Below are 13,964 nucleotides of genomic sequence, written 5' to 3' on the forward strand. Positions count from 1 at the left end.
TGGGCACCTCCTTATTTCAGAAAAAATTCAATTATTGTTCTTTAACCGTAACTAGGTGAGCAACTTTATTAATCATACCGCGAATCGCAGCATTATCATCATGAACAACAGTTTGATGTAATTTTTTCAATCCAAGAGTACGAACAGTTACACGTTGGTCTTCAGGACGTCCAATGACACTGCGAGTGAGGGTGATTTCTAATTTCTTTGACATTGTGTTTTCCCTCCTATCCTAACAGTTCTTCTACTGATTTACCACGTAACTTAGCTACTTCTTCAGCACGCTTTAATTGACTTAAACCTTCAATTGTAGCACGAATCATATTTACTGGAGTGTTAGTTCCTAAAGATTTAGAAAGGATATCACCGACACCAGCAAGTTCTAGTACCGCACGAACTGGCCCACCAGCGATAACTCCAGTACCTTCAGACGCAGGTTTTAGTAATACTTCTCCTGCTCCAAATTGACCAACTACTTGGTGAGGAATTGTTGTTCCGACCATTGGTACAGAGATTAGGTTCTTTTTAGCATCTTCAATTGCTTTACGGATTGCATCTGGAACTTCTTGTGCTTTACCAGTTCCAAAACCAACGTGACCGTTCTTATCACCAACTACTACTAATGCTGCAAAGCGGAAACGACGTCCACCTTTTACAACCTTAGCAACACGGTTAACGGTAACTACGCGTTCTTCAAGTTCTAATTTATTTGGATCAATGCGACGCATCTATAATGTCCCTCCTTTTTTATTAAAATTGTAATCCAGCTTCACGAGCAGCTTCTGCTAATGCTTTAACACGTCCGTGATATAGGTAACCACCGCGGTCAAATACTACCTCTTTGATTCCTTTTTCAATACCACGCTTAGCAACTAGTTCGCCAACTTTTGTTGCTGCATCTACGTTACCAGCACCTTCAACAGATAGCTCTTTATCTAATGTAGAAGCACTTGCGATTGTTACTGAGTTAACATCATCGATTAATTGAGCGTAAATGTGTTTGTTTGAACGGAACACATTTAAGCGAGGACGAGTAGCAGTTCCTGAAACACGAGAACGAACACGAGCATGTCTTTTTCTACGAACCGCATTTTTATCCTGTTTCGTAATCATTTACGTCTCTCCTTTCTTTTACCTAAAAAGGCTTACTTCGCAGTTTTACCTTCCTTACGACGAACAAATTCACCTTCGTAGCGAATACCTTTTCCTTTATAAGGCTCAGGCGGACGTACACCACGAATATTAGCAGCTAACGCTCCAACACGTTCTTTATCGATACCTTTAACAACAATCTTAGTGTTAGATGGTACATCGATCTCAACGCCAGTTTCTGGAACGATTTCTACTGGATGAGAGTAACCAACGTTTAATACAAGCTTATTTCCAGCTTTTTGAGCACGGTATCCGACCCCGATTAGCTCTAAGCCTCTTTCAAAACCTTTGGATACACCTTCAACCATGTTTCCAAGTAGACTACGTGTTGTACCGTGAAGAGCACGGTGTTCTTTATTATCAGTTGGACGAACAACGTTGATCACATTGTCTTCAACATTGATTTGCATATCAGGATGGAAGGCACGAGTTAATTCGCCTTTTGGTCCTTTTACAGTAACAGTATTACCGTTGAAAGTTACAGTAACACCAGATGGTATTTCGATTGGTTTTTTACCAATACGTGACATGTACTACACCTCCATTCTTATCAAGCTATTACCAAACGTAAGCTAATACTTCTCCGCCGGCTTGCTTTTGACGAGCTTCTTTATCAGTTAATACACCTTGTGAAGTTGAAACGATCGCGATACCTAAACCGTTTAACACACGTGGTACTTCGTTAGATTTTGCATAAACACGTAGACCAGGCTTACTAATACGCTTAAGGCCAGTAATTACGCGCTCATTGTTTGCACCGTATTTTAAGAAAATACGAATGATACCTTGTTTGTCATCCTCAATATATTCAACGTCACGAACGAAACCTTCACGCTTTAAGATTTCAGCGATTTCCCTTTTGATATTTGATGCAGGGATTTCAAGCTTCTCATGACGAACCATGTTCGCATTACGGATGCGAGTAAGCATATCTGCAATTGGATCTGTCATCACCATAGTATTTTTACCTCCTTCCCAATTCGGGGTTTACCAACTTGCTTTTTTTACACCAGGAATTTGACCCTTATAAGCTAGTTCACGGAAACAAATACGGCATAATTTAAATTTACGTAATACAGAGTGTGGACGGCCGCAACGCTCGCAACGAGTGTACTCTTGTACTTTAAATTTCTGTGTGCGTTTTTGTTTCGCAATCATTGATTTTTTAGCCACGTTTTCGCCTCCTTTACTTTTGGAACGGCATACCGAATGCTGTTAATAACTCACGAGCTTCTTCGTCAGTATTTGCAGTAGTTACGATAACGATATCCATACCACGAACTTTACTTACTTTATCGTAATCAATTTCAGGGAAAATTAATTGTTCTTTTACACCTAAAGTGTAGTTTCCACGACCATCAAATGATTTCTTTGATACACCACGGAAGTCACGTACACGTGGTAGTGAGATAGAAACAAGCTTATCTAAGAAATCGTACATACGCTCTCCACGTAATGTAACTTTTGCACCGATAGGCATTCCTTCACGAAGACGGAATCCAGCAATTGATTTCTTTGCTTTAGTAACAACAGGCTTTTGACCGCTAAGAGCAGCTAATTCCTCTACTGCGTTGTCTAATACTTTAGAGTTTTGAACTGCGTCACCAACACCCATGTTGATCACGATTTTTTCTACTTTTGGAACCTGCATAACAGACTTATAGTTAAACTTGCTCATTAGAGCAGGTGTAATTTCTTTTTGAAATTTTTCTTTTAGGCGGTTCATGTAAGTACCTCCTTTCTTTATTTACTATTTATCTAAAACTTCACCGGATTTTTTTGCTACACGTACCTTTTTGCCATCAACTTCTTTGTAACCAACACGAGTTGGGTTACCAGATTTAGGATCTAATGGCATTACATTTGATACATGAATAGGTGCCTCATGGCTAATGATACCACCTTGTGGATTCGCTTGAGACGGTTTTGAGTGTTTCTTTACAATATTAACGCCTTCTACAATGACACGGTCTTTCTTTGGAAAGCTTTCAAGGATCACACCTTGTTTACCTTTATCTTTCCCTGAAATAACCTGTACCTTGTCACCCTTTTTTACATGCATCTAGTTCGCACCTCCTTAAAGGCCAATCGATTTCGGATTATAATACTTCTGGAGCTAGTGAAACAATTTTCATAAAGTTACTATCACGTAATTCACGTGCTACTGGACCGAAGATACGAGTTCCACGTGGACTCTTGTCGTCACGGATAATAACACAAGCATTTTCATCAAAACGGATGTAAGTTCCGTCATTACGACGTACACCACGCTTCGTACGTACAACTACAGCTTTAACAACGTCACCTTTTTTAACAACGCCACCTGGTGTTGCTTGTTTTACTGTACAAACGATAACATCACCAATATTTGCTGTCTTACGACCAGAACCACCTAATACTTTAATAGTTAGTACTTCACGTGCTCCTGAGTTGTCAGCAACTTTCAAACGAGTTTCTTGTTGAATCATTCATGAAACCTCCCTTCGGATTATTGATTGATCCGAACAAAATATAATTAGATAATAACTGCTTTTTCTACTACTTCAACAAGACGGAAGCGTTTAGTAGCAGATAATGGGCGAGTCTCCATAATTTTTACGATGTCGCCGATTTTTGCAACATTGTTTTCATCATGTGCTTTAAATTTCTTTGAATACTTTACGCGTTTACCGTAAAGAGAATGTTTCTTATAAGTTTCTACTAGAACAGTAACTGTTTTATCCATTTTGTCAGATACAACACGTCCTTGGTAGACCTTGCGTTGGTTACGTTCACTCACTATCGTAGACCTCCTTCCTGGTTATCGATTATTTACGACCGATTTCTCTTTCGCGGACTACTGTTTTCATACGAGCGATCGATTTACGAACTTCACGAATACGTGCAGTATTCTCAAGTTGACCAGTAGCTAGTTGAAAGCGAAGGTTAAATAACTCTTCTTTTAATGATTTTACTTTTTGTTCAATTTCGGCAGTGGTAAGGTCACGGATTTCATTAGCTTTCATTTGATTCACCACCAATTTCTTCACGTTTTACGAACTTAGTTTTAACTGGTAGCTTATGAGCTGCTAGGCGTAGAGCTTCACGAGCGATCTCTTCAGATACACCAGCAATTTCAAATAAAACTTTTCCAGGTTTAACAACAGCTACCCATCCTTCAGGAGCACCTTTACCGGAACCCATACGTACCTCTAAAGGTTTTGATGTATAAGGCTTAGATGGGAAAATTTTAATCCAAACTTTACCGCCACGTTTCATATAACGTGTCATTGCGATACGAGCAGCTTCGATTTGACGGTTTGTAATCCAAGAAGCTTCTTGAGCTTGTAAACCGAATTCACCGAAATGTACTTCAGTACCACCTTTTGCTTGACCACGCATTTTTCCACGGTGTTCTCTGCGGTATTTCACACGTTTTGGTAATAACATATTATTTTCCTCCTTCCTCAGTTTTCTTCTTCGTAGGAAGGACCTCTCCACGATAGATCCATACTTTTACACCGATTTTTCCGTAAGTTGTATCAGCTTCTGCAGTACCGTAATCAATGTCTGCACGAAGAGTGTGAAGTGGAACTGTTCCTTCACTATAGTGTTCAGCACGAGCGATATCTGCTCCGCCTAAACGTCCAGAAGTTTGCGTTTTAATACCTTGTGCTCCAGCACGCATTGAGCGTTGGATAGCTTGTTTTTGCGCACGACGGAAAGAAACACGATTTTCTAATTGACGAGCGATATTTTCTGCTACTAGAGTTGCATCAAGATCAGCTCTTTTAATTTCAAGGATGTTGATGTGTACTCTCTTACCTGTTAATTGGTTTAATGCTTTACGAAGTGCTTCAACTTCAGTACCACCTTTACCAATAACCATACCCGGTTTAGCAGTATGAACAGTAACGTTGATACGATTTGCAGCACGTTCAATTTCAACTTTAGAAACAGAAGCATCACTTAAACGTTTTGCGATATATTCGCGAACTTTAAGGTCTTCGTGTAATAAATCTGCATAATCTTTGCCTGCGTACCATTTTGACTCCCAGTCACGAATGATACCGACACGCATTCCAATTGGATTAACTTTTTGACCCACTACTTATCCCTCCTTCTTTTCTGATACCACGATTGTAATGTGGCTAGTGCGTTTGTTAATCTGACTTGCACGTCCCATAGCTCTTGGACGGAATCTTTTTAATGTTGGACCTTCATTTACATATGCTTCAGTAATAACTAGGTTATTAGCGTCCATTTCGTAGTTATGCTCTGCATTCGCAATCGCAGAATTTAATACCTTTTCTACAATAGGAGAAGCAGCTTTAGGTGTATGACGTAGGATTGCGATTGCTTCACCTACTTGCTTGCCTCGAATTAAATCTGCTACTAAACGAACTTTACGAGGAGCAATACGAACTGTTCTCGCAACAGCTTTAGCTTGCATAGATAATCCTCCTCTCATTAGCGTCTTGTTTTCTTATCGTCACTTGCGTGGCCTTTGTAAGTACGAGTTGGTGCAAATTCACCAAGTTTGTGACCTACCATGTCTTCAGTAACATAAACAGGTACATGTTTACGACCATCATATACCGCAATTGTATTACCGATGAATTGAGGGAAAATCGTTGAACGACGTGACCAAGTTTTAATAACTTGTTTCTTCTCAGATCCGTTTTGATTTTCAACCTTTTTCAATAAGTGATCATCTACAAAAGGTCCTTTTTTCAAACTGCGTCCCATAAGTGAACCTCCCTTCGTGATTGACCTACGGTTCCAACGAACCGTAGCACAATCCCGTTATTTTTTACGACGACGTACGATAAATTTATCTGATTTGTTTTTCTTCTTACGAGTTTTCGCACCAAGAGTTGGTTTACCCCATGGAGTCATTGGAGACTTACGTCCGATAGGTGCTTTACCTTCACCACCACCGTGTGGGTGATCGTTAGGGTTCATAACAGATCCACGAACTGTTGGGCGTTTACCTAACCAACGGTTACGTCCCGCTTTACCAATGTTAACTAGTTCATGTTGCTCGTTACCCACTTGACCTACAGTCGCGCGGCAAGTAGCAAGAATCATGCGAACTTCACCAGAATTTAAACGTACTAGTACGTATTTTCCTTCTTTACCAAGTACTTGTGCAGAAGTACCAGCTGAACGAACTAATTGTCCACCTTTACCAGGCTTTAATTCGATGTTGTGTACAACTGTACCTACTGGGATGTTTGCTAATGGAAGTGCATTACCTGTTTTAATGTCAGCTTCAGGTCCTGAAACTACCTCCATACCTACTTTTAGGTTCTTTGGAGCAATAATGTAACGTTTTTCTCCATCAGCATAGTTGATTAATGCAATGTTTGCTGAACGGTTTGGATCGTATTCGATTGTAGCAACGCGTCCTGGTATACCATCTTTATCGCGTTTAAAGTCGATAATACGGTATTGACGCTTGTGTCCGCCAGCTTGATGACGTACTGTTATTTTACCTTGGTTATTACGACCAGCTTTTTTGTTTAAAGGTGCAAGTAATGATTTCTCTGGTCTGTCGGTAGTGATTTCTGCGAAATCTAAAGTTGTCATTCCACGACGACCATTAGAGGTTGGTTTGTAATGTTTAATCGCCATCTCTATTTCCCTCCTTCTCTATAAAATTATACTTCAAAGAATTCGATTTCTTTGCTGTCTTCTGTTAGTTTAACGATAGCTTTTCTGCGACGATTTGTATATCCACTGTAACGTCCTACACGCTTGAACTTACCTTTGTAGTTCATGATGTTAACTTTTTCAACTTTAACGCCGAAAATTTGCTCAATAGCATCTTTAACTTCGGTTTTGTTTGATTTCACATCAACTTCAAAAGTGTATTTTTTTTCAGCCATTAGGTCTGATGAACGTTCAGTAATAACAGGGCTCTTAATAATATCACGAGGATCTTTCATTATGCGAGCACCTCCTCTACTTTTTCCACCGCAGCTTTAGTAATCACAAGCTTATCATGGTTAAGAACATCAAGAACACTTACTCCATTTGCAGCAACAACTGTTACTCCAGGAATATTACGAGCTGAAAGTTCTACTGCTTCATTTACGTCTGCAGTAACGATTAACGCTTTGCGATCTACGTTTAATCCTTTCAGTACCGCAACCATGTCTTTAGTTTTAGGAGCTTCTAATACTAGATTGTCTAATACTAGAATGTTTTCCTCTAATACCTTAGTAGATAATGCTGATTTGATTGCTAAACGGCGTACTTTTTTAGGTAATTTGTAGCTGTAGCTTCTTGGAGTTGGACCAAATACTGTTCCACCGCCACGCCATTGTGGTGAACGAATTGAACCTTGACGAGCACGACCAGTACCCTTTTGACGCCATGGTTTACGTCCTCCGCCTGCTACTTCAGAACGAATCTTTGTTTTGTGAGTTCCTTGACGTAAGGAAGCTCTCTGCATGATTACTGCATCGAATAAAACTTGTTGATTTGGTTCAACACCGAATACAGAATCGTTTAATTCAATTTCTCCAACAGCTGAACCAGTTTGGTTATACAATGATACTTTAGGCATTCAAATGTCCTCCTTTCCTAGTAATTATTTTGCTTTAACAGCTTTCTTTACTGTAACAACAGATTTTCTCGCACCAGGTACATTACCTTTTACTAGAAGAAGATTACGCTCTGTATCTACTTTCACGATCTCTAAGTTTTGTACTGTGATACGGTCTCCACCCATACGACCAGGTAGAAGTTTGTTTTTGAATACACGGTTTGGAGCTACAGGTCCCATAGAACCAGGACGACGGTGATAACGAGAACCGTGAGACATAGGTCCGCGAGATTGTCCGTGGCGCTTAATCGCACCTTGGAATCCTTTACCTTTTGAAATTCCTGTTACATCTACAATATCTCCTTCAGCGAAGATATCAACTTTGACTTCCTGACCAACTTCAAACTCATCTAAGTTAACTCCGCGTAATTCGCGAACGAAGCGCTTAGGTGCAGTGTTTGCTTTTGAAGCATGACCCTTTTCAGGTTTGTTTGAAAGCTTTTCTCTCTTATCTTCAAAACCGATTTGTACAGCCTCATATCCATCAGTTTCAACTGATTTCTTTTGAAGAACTACGTTCGCACCAGCTTCGATAACAGTTACAGGGATAAGCTCACCATTACCTACAAATACTTGAGTCATACCAATTTTTCTTCCTAAGATTCCTTTGGTCATTAGTCACACCTCCTATTTAATTTACAATTTATTTCATTTTTAAAATTAAAGTTTAATTTCAATGTCAACACCAGATGGTAAATCTAAACGCATTAATGAATCAACAGTTTGTGGTGTTGGGTTAATGATGTCGATTAAGCGTTTATGCGTGCGCATCTCAAACTGCTCACGAGAATCTTTGTACTTGTGAACAGCACGAAGAATCGTATAAACAGACTTCTCAGTTGGAAGTGGGATTGGACCAGAAACTGCTGCTCCAGATCGTTTAGCTGTCTCCACGATTTTCTCTGCAGATTGATCAAGGATTCTGTGATCATACGCTTTTAAACGGATACGAATTTTTTGTTTTGCCATTATTTTCCCTCCTTTTTCGCCTACTTTTAAAATAGACCTTCTCCGTGGAAATTTCCTTACACTCGCCATGGCAAAGCGGCCGGGTGTATCAGCAACCTTCCACATCATCGCAGTCAAAGACCAACATTGTCTATTATATAAAAAACTAATACGAAATGCAACATAATTCTTCGTTTTATGCATGTCTTTCGCACTTTTTCAATTATACACACCTATAAAGGACTTTTCAACTATAGCACCATATTATTTTGGCGTAAGATTTTGGAAACAAAGTTATCTTAAAATTTATGATGTTTCCTTTCAATATAAATATAAGAAATCATACAAAAAAAACAGGCGGATCATCCGCCTGTTTTTGAAGACATATTGTTATTACTCAGTGATTGTAGCAACAACGCCAGCGCCTACTGTACGTCCACCTTCACGAATTGAGAACTTAGTTCCGTCCTCGATTGCTACTGGAGCGATTAGTTCAACAGTCATTTCGATGTTGTCACCAGGCATAACCATTTCAACACCTTCTGGAAGTTGAATGATTCCAGTTACGTCAGTTGTACGGAAGTAGAACTGTGGGCGGTAGTTTGAGAAGAATGGAGTGTGACGTCCACCTTCTTCTTTTGATAAAACGTAAACTTCAGCTTTGAACTTTGTGTGTGGTTTGATTGTACCTGGCTTTGCAAGTACTTGACCACGTTGGATTTCTTCACGAGAAACACCACGAAGTAGTGCACCAATGTTGTCACCAGCTTCAGCATAGTCAAGAAGCTTACGGAACATTTCAACACCTGTTACAGTAGTTGATTTTGGCTCTTCAGTTAAACCGATGATTTCAACTACATCACCAACTTTAACTTGTCCACGCTCAACACGTCCTGTAGCAACAGTACCACGACCAGTGATTGAGAATACATCCTCAACAGGCATCATGAATGGCTTTTCAGTGTCACGCTCTGGAGTTGGAACGTATTCGTCAACAGCAGCCATTAATTCAATGATTTTTTCTTCCCACTCAGTTTCACCCTCAAGAGCTTTAAGAGCAGAACCTTTGATTACTGGTACATCGTCACCAGGGAAGTCGTATTCAGAAAGAAGGTCACGAACTTCCATTTCTACTAATTCTAATAATTCTTCGTCGTCTACCATGTCACATTTGTTCATGAATACAACAAGGTAAGGAACACCTACTTGACGAGAAAGAAGGATGTGCTCACGAGTTTGTGGCATTGGGCCGTCAGCAGCAGATACTACTAAGATCCCGCCGTCCATTTGAGCAGCACCAGTGATCATGTTCTTAACGTAGTCAGCGTGTCCTGGGCAGTCTACGTGTGCATAGTGACGGTTTTCAGTTTCGTACTCAACGTGTGAAGTTGAGATTGTGATTCCACGTTCACGCTCTTCAGGCGCACCATCAATTTGGTCATAACCCATTGCTGCACCTTTTCCGCTTCTTTTAGCAAGAACAGTAGTGATAGCAGCTGTTAAAGTAGTTTTACCATGGTCAACGTGTCCAATTGTACCAATATTAGCATGTGGTTTCGAACGGTCAAATTTCTCTTTTCCCATTTGAAAAGCCTCCTTAAGTATTTGTTATTTAATATAGTAAGTATGATATCTTGAAAGTGGAGATAACCCCACTTTCAAGGCCTACATAAGTAGTTATACTTGATGTAAAGGCGAAAATCAATTATTCACCTTTATTTTTTTTGATAATTTCTTCAGAAATTGATTTTGGTACTTCTTCGTAGTGATCGAAATGCATTGTAAATACTCCACGTCCTTGTGTGTTAGAACGTAATGAAGTAGCATAACCAAACATTTCAGATAGTGGAACCATCGCACGTACTACTTGTGCATTACCGCGAGCTTCCATACCTTCAACGCGTCCACGACGAGAAGTAATACCACCCATAATGTCACCCATGTATTCTTCAGGGATAACAACTTCAACCCTCATGACAGGCTCAAGGATAACCGGTTGACATTTTGAAGCAGCGTTCTTAAGTGCCATTGAAGCAGCAATCTTAAACGCCATTTCACTTGAGTCAACATCATGGTAAGAACCATCATAAAGCTTAGCTTTAATATCAACTAACGGATAACCAGCTAGAACCCCTCTATCAAGAGCGTCTTCTAGACCAGCTTGTACAGCAGGGATGTATTCACGTGGAACTACCCCACCAACAATCGCGTTTTCAAATTCGAAGCCTTTTCCTTCTTCGTTTGGTGAGAATTCAATCCAAACGTGTCCGTATTGTCCACGTCCACCAGATTGACGAGCGAATTTACCTTCAACCTGTGCAGATTGACGGAAAGTTTCACGATACGCAACTTGTGGAGCACCAACATTTGCTTCTACTTTAAATTCACGTTTCATACGATCCACTAGGACGTCTAAGTGTAACTCACCCATACCAGCGATGATCGTTTGACCTGTTTCTTGATCAGTATGTGCTCTGAATGTCGGGTCTTCTTCTTGAAGCTTTTGTAAAGCTGTTGACATTTTGTCTTGGTCAGCCTTTGATTTTGGTTCAACAGACAGTTGAATAACCGGCTCTGGGAATGTCATGGATTCAAGAATTACATTATCTTTTTCATCACATAACGTATCTCCAGTTGTTGTATCTTTTAATCCAACAGCAGCAGCGATGTCACCAGCGTATACAGTTGAGATTTCCTGGCGGTGGTTCGCGTGCATTTGAAGGATACGTCCAATACGCTCACGCTTTCCTTTTGTTGAGTTTTTCACGTATGAACCAGAGTTTAATGTACCTGAATACACACGGAAGAATGTTAACTTACCAACAAAAGGATCAGTCATTACTTTGAACGCAAGTGCTGAGAATGGCTCACTGTCGTCTGAATGACGCTCGATATCTTCACCAGTATCAGCATCATGACCTTCGATAGATGCTACATCAGTTGGTGCTGGGAGATAGTCGATAACAGCATCAAGTACTTTTTGAACACCTTTGTTTTTAAATGCAGTTCCACACAATACTGGGTAGAATTCTACCTTAAGTGTAGCTGTACGGATAGCTGCACGCAATTCCTCGTTAGAGATTTCTTCTCCGCCAAGGTATCTTTCCATCAAGTCTTCATCTAATTCCGCTACTGCTTCTACAAGCTTTTCACGGTATTCGTTTGCTTGGTCTAGAAATTCTTCTGGAATTTCTCCTACTTCGATATCAGTACCTAAGTCATTACCGTAGAAAGTTGCATTCATTTCAACAAGGTCAATGATACCTCTAAATTGATCTTCTGCACCAATCGGTAATTGGATAGGGTGTGCATTCGCTTGTAGACGATCACGAAGTGTGCCAACAGAATATAAGAAGTCAGCACCAATCTTGTCCATTTTGTTTACGAATACAATACGTGGAACACCATAAGTTGTAGCTTGTCTCCAAACTGTTTCAGTTTGTGGCTCAACTCCAGATTGTGCATCAAGAACTGTCACAGCTCCATCAAGTACACGAAGTGAACGTTCAACCTCAACTGTGAAATCTACGTGTCCTGGAGTGTCAATAATGTTAACGCGGTGTTCTTTCCAAGATGCAGTTGTTGCAGCAGATGTAATGGTGATACCACGTTCTTGTTCTTGCTCCATCCAGTCCATTTGAGACGCACCTTCGTGGGTTTCACCAAGTTTGTGAATTTTACCAGTGTAATAAAGGATACGTTCAGTGGTTGTTGTTTTACCAGCATCGATGTGTGCCATGATACCAATATTACGAGTCTTTTCTAAGGAGAACTCTCTAGCCATTTGGGTCTTTCTCCTTCCTATGAGTAAGTATGATTTTATTGTAGTAATGGCTCTGTTAATCTACTTAACAGAGCTCTTATTTTACCAGCGGTAGTGAGCAAACGCTTTGTTCGCTTCTGCCATTTTGTGAGTATCTTCACGTTTCTTAACTGATGCACCAGAATTGTTAGCTGCATCAAGGATTTCGTTAGCTAAACGCTCTTCCATTGTTTTTTCTCCACGAAGACGAGCATAGTTTACTAACCAACGTAAACCTAGAGTAGTACGACGGTCAGGGCGAACTTCAACAGGAACTTGATAGTTTGCACCACCTACACGACGTGCTCTTACTTCTAGTACAGGCATGATGTTTTTAAGTGCTTGTTCGAACACTTCCATCGCATCCTTACCTGAACGTTGTTGAACTAAATCAAATGCATTATATAAAATCGCTTGTGATTTACCTCTTTTTCCATCAACCATCATTTTGTTGATTAAACGAGTTACAAGCTTTGAGTTATAAATTGGATCTGGTAATACATCTCTTTTAGCGACAGGTCCTTTACGAGGCATTGATATTTCCTCCTTTCAATCTTAAATATGTTAGTCTACTATTTCTTAGCTGCTTTTGGTCTCTTAGTACCATATTTAGAACGGCTTTGCGCACGGTTATTAACTCCAGCAGTGTCTAGTGCACCACGAACGATGTGATAACGTACCCCTGGTAAGTCCTTAACACGTCCACCACGAATTAGTACAACACTGTGCTCTTGTAAGTTGTGACCAATCCCTGGGATGTAAGCAGTAACCTCAATTCCGTTTGTTAAACGTACACGAGCATACTTACGAAGCGCTGAGTTCGGCTTCTTAGGAGTCATAGTACCAACACGAGTACAAACACCACGCTTTTGAGGTGAAGTAGTATTAGTTTGTGACTTTTTGAAGCTGTTATAACCTTTATTCAATGCAGGAGAGTCGGATTTTTGAACTTTTGTTTCACGACCCTTACGAATTAATTGGTTAATTGTAGGCATTATTTGTTTCCTCCCTTCTTCTTTCGTCAAGACCACATATCCAGGTGGTTCATTTTTTTGCAAAAAACAAAGTCTTTGTAGATCCTTTTTCCACAAAAACAGTTTTTAATTAATAATCGCCACAGCAGAAGCTCCTACTTCGATTCCACAAGCTTTCCCAAGCTTCTTCATCGAATCAACCTTTGATATTGGAATTTGTTGTTCTTCAGCCAGTTGTAAAACTTTGTTTACTACACGCCGATCTGCATCTTCTGCTATAACAACTTCCGATACCTTATTGGTTTGTATTGCTTTTACTGCTTGCTTTGTACCAATAATAATCTTCTTTGCCTGTGATACTTTTTCATAAGACATATAAAATATCCTCCAAAGTAACAGGTTTAAGGAGCACCTTAGATATATTAACACCCTAAGAGAAGGATGTCAACCACAAGCAAATAAAAATTATTTTGCTCATAGTAGACATCCACTATCT

Annotated in this window: 25 protein-coding genes; all 25 read right to left on the reverse strand. The window is 39.9% G+C overall.

Features of this window, described 5'->3' with window-relative positions:
- Window positions 1-31: 31 nt before the first annotated feature.
- Window positions 32-214 carry a 50S ribosomal protein L30 gene (gene rpmD / locus DZB84_RS20215; protein WP_010285086.1) on the reverse strand — a complete coding sequence of 61 codons (183 nt, stop codon included), beginning with the start codon at window positions 212-214 and terminating at the stop codon, window positions 32-34.
- Between the two features lie 13 nt (window positions 215-227).
- Window positions 228-728 (reverse strand): 30S ribosomal protein S5, encoded by a 501-nt coding sequence (gene rpsE / locus DZB84_RS20220; RefSeq protein WP_116354129.1) that lies wholly within the window; start codon window positions 726-728, stop codon window positions 228-230.
- Window positions 729-750: 22 nt separating this feature from the next.
- A complete protein-coding gene (rplR, locus tag DZB84_RS20225) occupies window positions 751-1,113 on the reverse strand; it encodes a 50S ribosomal protein L18 (protein WP_099352752.1) in 363 nt (120 codons plus the stop codon).
- Window positions 1,114-1,145: 32 nt separating this feature from the next.
- A complete protein-coding gene (gene rplF / locus DZB84_RS20230) occupies window positions 1,146-1,682 on the reverse strand; it encodes a 50S ribosomal protein L6 (protein ID WP_116354130.1) in 537 nt (178 codons plus the stop codon).
- A 28-nt stretch (window positions 1,683-1,710) separates the two neighbouring features.
- Window positions 1,711-2,109 carry a 30S ribosomal protein S8 gene (rpsH, locus tag DZB84_RS20235; protein ID WP_099352750.1) on the reverse strand — a complete coding sequence of 133 codons (399 nt, stop codon included), beginning with the start codon at window positions 2,107-2,109 and terminating at the stop codon, window positions 1,711-1,713.
- A 30-nt stretch (window positions 2,110-2,139) separates the two neighbouring features.
- Window positions 2,140-2,325: a 30S ribosomal protein S14 gene (rpsN, locus tag DZB84_RS20240; RefSeq protein WP_010285078.1), complete on the reverse strand. Its 186-nt coding sequence runs from the start codon at window positions 2,323-2,325 to the stop codon at window positions 2,140-2,142.
- Between the two features lie 13 nt (window positions 2,326-2,338).
- Window positions 2,339-2,878, reverse strand: a complete 540-nt coding sequence (gene rplE, locus DZB84_RS20245; RefSeq protein WP_116354131.1) for a 50S ribosomal protein L5 — start codon at window positions 2,876-2,878, stop codon at window positions 2,339-2,341.
- 24 nt (window positions 2,879-2,902) lie between these two features.
- A complete protein-coding gene (gene rplX, locus DZB84_RS20250; protein WP_116354132.1) occupies window positions 2,903-3,214 on the reverse strand; it encodes a 50S ribosomal protein L24 in 312 nt (103 codons plus the stop codon).
- A gap of 37 nt (window positions 3,215-3,251) precedes the next feature.
- Complete coding sequence (gene rplN, locus DZB84_RS20255) at window positions 3,252-3,620, reverse strand: 50S ribosomal protein L14 (protein WP_116354133.1); 369 nt, start codon at window positions 3,618-3,620, stop codon at window positions 3,252-3,254.
- Window positions 3,621-3,667: 47 nt separating this feature from the next.
- Window positions 3,668-3,931: a 30S ribosomal protein S17 gene (rpsQ, locus tag DZB84_RS20260; protein WP_116354134.1), complete on the reverse strand. Its 264-nt coding sequence runs from the start codon at window positions 3,929-3,931 to the stop codon at window positions 3,668-3,670.
- 28 nt (window positions 3,932-3,959) lie between these two features.
- Window positions 3,960-4,157, reverse strand: coding sequence for a 50S ribosomal protein L29 (gene rpmC / locus DZB84_RS20265; protein WP_010285065.1), 198 nt, complete (start codon window positions 4,155-4,157; stop codon window positions 3,960-3,962).
- Window positions 4,147-4,581, reverse strand: coding sequence for a 50S ribosomal protein L16 (gene rplP, locus DZB84_RS20270; RefSeq protein ID WP_116354135.1), 435 nt, complete (start codon window positions 4,579-4,581; stop codon window positions 4,147-4,149). Before rplP ends, rpmC begins: the two co-directional genes overlap by 11 nt.
- 1 nt (window position 4,582) lies before the next feature.
- A complete protein-coding gene (gene rpsC, locus DZB84_RS20275; protein WP_116354136.1) occupies window positions 4,583-5,239 on the reverse strand; it encodes a 30S ribosomal protein S3 in 657 nt (218 codons plus the stop codon).
- A gap of 3 nt (window positions 5,240-5,242) precedes the next feature.
- Window positions 5,243-5,584, reverse strand: a complete 342-nt coding sequence (gene rplV / locus DZB84_RS20280; protein WP_116354137.1) for a 50S ribosomal protein L22 — start codon at window positions 5,582-5,584, stop codon at window positions 5,243-5,245.
- A gap of 17 nt (window positions 5,585-5,601) precedes the next feature.
- The gene (gene rpsS, locus DZB84_RS20285) at window positions 5,602-5,880 is read right to left on the reverse strand and encodes a 30S ribosomal protein S19 (protein ID WP_116354138.1); all 279 of its coding nucleotides are present in this window, start codon (window positions 5,878-5,880) and stop codon (window positions 5,602-5,604) included.
- Between the two features lie 57 nt (window positions 5,881-5,937).
- The gene (gene rplB / locus DZB84_RS20290) at window positions 5,938-6,768 is read right to left on the reverse strand and encodes a 50S ribosomal protein L2 (RefSeq protein ID WP_116354139.1); all 831 of its coding nucleotides are present in this window, start codon (window positions 6,766-6,768) and stop codon (window positions 5,938-5,940) included.
- Window positions 6,769-6,794: 26 nt separating this feature from the next.
- Window positions 6,795-7,082, reverse strand: coding sequence for a 50S ribosomal protein L23 (gene rplW, locus DZB84_RS20295; RefSeq protein ID WP_116354140.1), 288 nt, complete (start codon window positions 7,080-7,082; stop codon window positions 6,795-6,797).
- The gene (rplD, locus tag DZB84_RS20300; RefSeq protein ID WP_116354141.1) at window positions 7,082-7,705 is read right to left on the reverse strand and encodes a 50S ribosomal protein L4; all 624 of its coding nucleotides are present in this window, start codon (window positions 7,703-7,705) and stop codon (window positions 7,082-7,084) included. Before rplD ends, rplW begins: the two co-directional genes overlap by 1 nt.
- Before the next feature lie 24 nt (window positions 7,706-7,729).
- Window positions 7,730-8,359: a 50S ribosomal protein L3 gene (gene rplC, locus DZB84_RS20305; protein WP_116354142.1), complete on the reverse strand. Its 630-nt coding sequence runs from the start codon at window positions 8,357-8,359 to the stop codon at window positions 7,730-7,732.
- A gap of 45 nt (window positions 8,360-8,404) precedes the next feature.
- Window positions 8,405-8,713 carry a 30S ribosomal protein S10 gene (rpsJ, locus tag DZB84_RS20310; protein ID WP_003348621.1) on the reverse strand — a complete coding sequence of 103 codons (309 nt, stop codon included), beginning with the start codon at window positions 8,711-8,713 and terminating at the stop codon, window positions 8,405-8,407.
- Between the two features lie 372 nt (window positions 8,714-9,085).
- Window positions 9,086-10,276, reverse strand: a complete 1,191-nt coding sequence (tuf, locus tag DZB84_RS20315) for an elongation factor Tu (protein WP_116354143.1) — start codon at window positions 10,274-10,276, stop codon at window positions 9,086-9,088.
- A gap of 121 nt (window positions 10,277-10,397) precedes the next feature.
- Window positions 10,398-12,476 carry an elongation factor G gene (gene fusA / locus DZB84_RS20320; protein ID WP_116354144.1) on the reverse strand — a complete coding sequence of 693 codons (2,079 nt, stop codon included), beginning with the start codon at window positions 12,474-12,476 and terminating at the stop codon, window positions 10,398-10,400.
- Between the two features lie 81 nt (window positions 12,477-12,557).
- Window positions 12,558-13,028, reverse strand: a complete 471-nt coding sequence (gene rpsG / locus DZB84_RS20325) for a 30S ribosomal protein S7 (protein ID WP_010285031.1) — start codon at window positions 13,026-13,028, stop codon at window positions 12,558-12,560.
- A 38-nt stretch (window positions 13,029-13,066) separates the two neighbouring features.
- Window positions 13,067-13,489 carry a 30S ribosomal protein S12 gene (gene rpsL, locus DZB84_RS20330; protein ID WP_116354145.1) on the reverse strand — a complete coding sequence of 141 codons (423 nt, stop codon included), beginning with the start codon at window positions 13,487-13,489 and terminating at the stop codon, window positions 13,067-13,069.
- A gap of 105 nt (window positions 13,490-13,594) precedes the next feature.
- On the reverse strand, window positions 13,595-13,843 hold the full coding sequence (locus DZB84_RS20335) for a 50S ribosomal protein L7ae-like protein (protein ID WP_116354146.1): 249 nt from the start codon (window positions 13,841-13,843) through the stop codon (window positions 13,595-13,597).
- Window positions 13,844-13,964 lie beyond the last annotated feature (121 nt).

Origin of the sequence: Bacillus sp. HNG, assembly GCF_003400205.1 — a bacterium.
In the GTDB taxonomy this organism is placed as follows: Bacteria; Bacillota; Bacilli; order Bacillales; family Bacillaceae_L; genus Ferdinandcohnia.

Excerpts from the sequence above, each read along its gene's own strand:
- rpsG (WP_010285031.1), bottom strand. The coding sequence starts at position 13,028 with ATGCCTCGTAAAGGACCTGTCGCTAAAAGAGATGTATTACCAGATCCA.
- tuf (WP_116354143.1), bottom strand. The coding sequence starts at position 10,276 with ATGGGAAAAGAGAAATTTGACCGTTCGAAACCACATGCTAATATTGGT.
- rplC (WP_116354142.1), bottom strand. The coding sequence starts at position 8,359 with ATGACCAAAGGAATCTTAGGAAGAAAAATTGGTATGACTCAAGTATTT.
- rpmD (WP_010285086.1), bottom strand. The coding sequence starts at position 214 with ATGTCAAAGAAATTAGAAATCACCCTCACTCGCAGTGTCATTGGACGT.
- rplW (WP_116354140.1), bottom strand. The coding sequence starts at position 7,082 with ATGAAAGATCCTCGTGATATTATTAAGAGCCCTGTTATTACTGAACGT.
- rpsH (WP_099352750.1), bottom strand. The coding sequence starts at position 2,109 with ATGGTGATGACAGATCCAATTGCAGATATGCTTACTCGCATCCGTAAT.
- DZB84_RS20335 (WP_116354146.1), bottom strand. The coding sequence starts at position 13,843 with ATGTCTTATGAAAAAGTATCACAGGCAAAGAAGATTATTATTGGTACA.
- rplE (WP_116354131.1), bottom strand. The coding sequence starts at position 2,878 with ATGAACCGCCTAAAAGAAAAATTTCAAAAAGAAATTACACCTGCTCTA.
- rpsE (WP_116354129.1), bottom strand. The coding sequence starts at position 728 with ATGCGTCGCATTGATCCAAATAAATTAGAACTTGAAGAACGCGTAGTT.
- rplX (WP_116354132.1), bottom strand. The coding sequence starts at position 3,214 with ATGCATGTAAAAAAGGGTGACAAGGTACAGGTTATTTCAGGGAAAGAT.
- rplV (WP_116354137.1), bottom strand. The coding sequence starts at position 5,584 with ATGCAAGCTAAAGCTGTTGCGAGAACAGTTCGTATTGCTCCTCGTAAA.
- rpsS (WP_116354138.1), bottom strand. The coding sequence starts at position 5,880 with ATGGGACGCAGTTTGAAAAAAGGACCTTTTGTAGATGATCACTTATTG.
- rplP (WP_116354135.1), bottom strand. The coding sequence starts at position 4,581 with ATGTTATTACCAAAACGTGTGAAATACCGCAGAGAACACCGTGGAAAA.
- rplD (WP_116354141.1), bottom strand. The coding sequence starts at position 7,705 with ATGCCTAAAGTATCATTGTATAACCAAACTGGTTCAGCTGTTGGAGAA.
- rpsL (WP_116354145.1), bottom strand. The coding sequence starts at position 13,489 with ATGCCTACAATTAACCAATTAATTCGTAAGGGTCGTGAAACAAAAGTT.
- rpmC (WP_010285065.1), bottom strand. The coding sequence starts at position 4,157 with ATGAAAGCTAATGAAATCCGTGACCTTACCACTGCCGAAATTGAACAA.
- rplF (WP_116354130.1), bottom strand. The coding sequence starts at position 1,682 with ATGTCACGTATTGGTAAAAAACCAATCGAAATACCATCTGGTGTTACT.
- rpsJ (WP_003348621.1), bottom strand. The coding sequence starts at position 8,713 with ATGGCAAAACAAAAAATTCGTATCCGTTTAAAAGCGTATGATCACAGA.
- rplN (WP_116354133.1), bottom strand. The coding sequence starts at position 3,620 with ATGATTCAACAAGAAACTCGTTTGAAAGTTGCTGACAACTCAGGAGCA.
- fusA (WP_116354144.1), bottom strand. The coding sequence starts at position 12,476 with ATGGCTAGAGAGTTCTCCTTAGAAAAGACTCGTAATATTGGTATCATG.
- rplR (WP_099352752.1), bottom strand. The coding sequence starts at position 1,113 with ATGATTACGAAACAGGATAAAAATGCGGTTCGTAGAAAAAGACATGCT.
- rplB (WP_116354139.1), bottom strand. The coding sequence starts at position 6,768 with ATGGCGATTAAACATTACAAACCAACCTCTAATGGTCGTCGTGGAATG.